This window comes from Azonexus sp., from assembly GCF_036170495.1.
In the GTDB taxonomy this organism is placed as follows: domain Bacteria; phylum Pseudomonadota; class Gammaproteobacteria; order Burkholderiales; family Rhodocyclaceae; genus Azonexus.
Map to the genome: position 1 here is coordinate 1 of NZ_JAVHPH010000045.1, position 3211 is coordinate 3211.

The 3211-nt window shown below is 56.5% G+C and carries 3 protein-coding genes and 1 tRNA gene; all 4 read right to left on the minus strand.

Annotation, left to right across the window (positions count from 1 at the left end; all coding sequences use genetic code 11):
- Positions 1-48: 48 nt before the first annotated feature.
- Positions 49-125 (minus strand) — tRNA-Pro (locus ADADOO_RS01675).
- A gap of 35 nt (positions 126-160) precedes the next feature.
- Positions 161-538, minus strand: a complete 378-nt coding sequence (locus tag ADADOO_RS01680; RefSeq protein ID WP_511274455.1) for a MerR family transcriptional regulator — start codon at positions 536-538, stop codon at positions 161-163.
- On the minus strand, positions 522-830 hold the full coding sequence (locus ADADOO_RS01685) for an integration host factor subunit alpha (RefSeq protein WP_226405729.1): 309 nt from the start codon (positions 828-830) through the stop codon (positions 522-524). Before ADADOO_RS01685 ends, ADADOO_RS01680 begins: the two co-directional genes overlap by 17 nt.
- 8 nt (positions 831-838) lie before the next feature.
- A partial coding sequence (pheT, locus tag ADADOO_RS01690) for a phenylalanine--tRNA ligase subunit beta (protein WP_511274456.1) occupies positions 839-3211 on the minus strand: 2373 nt, incomplete at its 5' end.

Genomic DNA, 3211 nt, shown 5'->3' on the forward strand with positions numbered 1-3211 from the left:
AAAACGAAAAAGGCCAATCCGAAGATTGGCCTAACTCGTTGATTCTATTGGTCGGGGCGGCGGGATTCGAACTCGCGACCCCTTGCACCCCATGCAAGTGCGCTACCAGGCTGCGCTACGCCCCGACAAGCCGGGCATTATACTCAAATTCCGCAGGAATTCAAAGCTGCAACATCTCGATAATCGACTGTAGCTCACCACGCACGCCACCCGGTATTTTTCCTGTTTCGGGAACGTTGACCGCAGTAACCTCCACAGCACCGCCCTCATCAAGCCGATTTCGCGCACCACTAATCGTAAAACCCTGATTATAAAGAAGCTCTCGAATACGCCGTACCAACAAGACTTCGTGATGCTGGTAATAGCGACGATTGCCACGCCGCTTCACCGGTTTGAGTTGATTGAATTCCTGCTCCCAGTAACGCAAGACATGGGGTTTTACACCACACAATTCACTGACTTCACCGATCGTGAAGTAGCGCTTGGCGGGAATGGGCGGCAATTCTTCACCGCCCGTTGTTTTATGCCGCGGTTCCATCGAAGGCAAGCTCAACGTCGGACTTCAGCTTTTGACTGGCGTGAAAGGTCACAACGCGGCGCGCCGTGATAGGAATTTCCTGCCCCGTTTTAGGATTCCGCCCTGGACGTTGTGGCTTGTCGCGCAATTGAAAATTACCGAAGCCCGAAAGCTTGACGCCATCACCTGTTTCCAGCGAATTTCGGATCTCTTCGAAAAAAGCTTCGACCATGTCTTTTGCCTCACGCTTATTAAGACCAACTTTTTCAAAAAGCAGGTCTGCGAGCTCAGCTTTGGTTAGCGTCATCGTTATTATTTCCGTCAGGCACGCAGTTGAGCACCGAATGCCTGTTCGAAACAGGACACCAGTTGCTGCATTGCAGCATCAACTTCCGAATCTTGCAAAGTGCGTGCAGTATCTTGCATAACTATACGGAAAGCAAGGCTTTTTTTGTTTTCAGCGACGCCTTTACCGACGTAAACATCAAACAATTGGATGTCCTGAATGAGGTGCGAAACCTGCCCTTTCAAGCCATCGATCAAGTTCTGTAATGCAATGTTTTGATCAACAACAATAGCCAAGTCGCGTATTACCGGCGGAAACTTCGACACCTCGACATAGGCCGGAACCTGTGCCGACTTGACGGCATCGAAATCAAATTCGAACAGGACGGGCGCCACGGGAAGATCGTATTTCTGCCCCCATTCCGGATGCAACTCGCCCAGACAGCCGACTTCTCGGTTATCAACCAGAACACGTGCCGATCGGCCTGGATGCAGGGCCGGATGGGTGAGTTTTTCAAAACGTAGTTGGGCCGGCGCCAGCAAGGCTTCCAAATCGCCTTTCAAATCGAAGAAGTCGACCTTGCGTGAAGTGCTCCCCCAGCCTTCGGGCAGGGCGCTACCATAGGCCAGACCAGACAGTTTCCAGGATTGTGCGAAGCCGGGGACAGGCGTTGCTGCGGCATTGCGCTCAAACGCACGACCCGTTTCAAACAAGCGGACGCGGCTCTGCTTGCGCTTGAGATTGGTCACCAGATTGGAAATCAGACCGCCAAACAACGTCGACCGCATGACGGCCATCTGGCTGGCAATCGGGTTGGCTAGGCGAATCAGCTCAGCTTCTGAGGACTTCCCAGCGAAATTCGCCTCCCAGGCTTCCTCGACGAAGGCAAAATTCACGACTTCCTGATAGCCGCGATCAACCAGCATCTGGCGAATACGGGCGGCCGGGCGTTGCGCTTCGGGCTGCACCATCATTTTCAGGTTGCCGCGCGGGGCCGGGGCCGGGATGTTGTCGTAGCCGTGTAGGCGGGCGATTTCCTCGATCAGGTCTTCCTCGATTTCGATGTCAAAGCGCCAGGTTGGCGGCGTGACCAGGAAATCGTCGCCTTCGCGAACGAAAGGCAAGCCCAGACCGTTGAACAAGCTGGCGATCTGCTCGGCAGAAAAAGTCATACCGATAACAGCACAGGCACGCGCAGTACGCAAACGCACTGGCTTGCGTGCCGGCATCTCGGACTTGGCCTGGGTTACCGGACCAGCGGCACCACCACAGATATCAATGATCAGTTGCGTGGCGCGCTCGATGGCGCGGCGGGCACCGCCGAAATCGACGCCGCGCTCGAAACGATGCGAGGCATCGGAGCCAAAACCGTAGCGACGGGCACGGCCGGCAATGGCCTTCGGTGCGAAGAAGGCGGATTCGAGGAACAGTTCACTGGTCTCCAGCGTGATGCCACTCTCTTCCCCACCCATGATGCCGGCCATGGCCAACGGTTTGGCATCGTCGGCAATGACCAGGATGTCGGCATCGATAGCGATGGTCTGTTCGTTTAACAGCAGCAGCTTTTCTTCCGGCTTGGCCATGCGGGCATGCACAGCACCTTCAAGCTTGGTATTGTCGAAAGCGTGCAGCGGCTGGCCAAGTTCGAGCATGACGTAATTGGTCACATCGACGAGAGCAGAAATCGAGCGGATACCACTACGCTCGAGACGGCGCCTCATCCATTCCGGTGTCGGCGCCTTGGCATTGACCCCCTTGAACACGCGACCGTAGTAAAGCGGGCAGGCGCCCGGTGCATCAAGCACGACGGCGCGTTGATCGGTGATGGTTGCCGCAACCTCGGGCACCTCGACGAATTTGGCCTGCGCGCCGGCGATGGCCGCCACTTCGCGTGCCACGCCTGTCAGGGACAGGCAGTCAGCACGATTCGGCGTCAGTTTGAGTTCAAACTTATTATCGTCAAGGTCGAGATATTCGCGAATCGACTGACCGACCGGCGCATCTACCGGCAGAATCAGCAGACCGGAAGCCTCTTCGGCGATGCCGAGTTCCTTGGCCGAGCAGAGCATACCGGACGACTCGATGCCGCGCACTTTTGCGATCTTGATGACGAAGTCACCTGGCAACTTGGCGCCCGGCAAGGCACAGGGCACACGCAGGCCGACGGCAACGTTCGGCGCGCCACAAACGATGGTCGTCGGCTCACCGCGGCCAGTGTCGACCTTGCAGACGTTCAGACGAACGGCATCAGGGTGCTTGATGATCTCCAGCACCAGGGCGACGACAACGTCGTTGAATTGAGGCGCGACCGGCTCCAGGCTCTCAACTTCGAGGCCGGCCATGGTCAGCAGATGGGAAAGTTCCTCGCTCGACAGCTTGGTGTCGACAAGGGTGCGTAGCCAGGATTC

Excerpts from the sequence above, each read along its gene's own strand:
- ADADOO_RS01680 (WP_511274455.1), bottom strand. The coding sequence starts at position 538 with ATGGAACCGCGGCATAAAACAACGGGCGGTGAAGAATTGCCGCCCATT.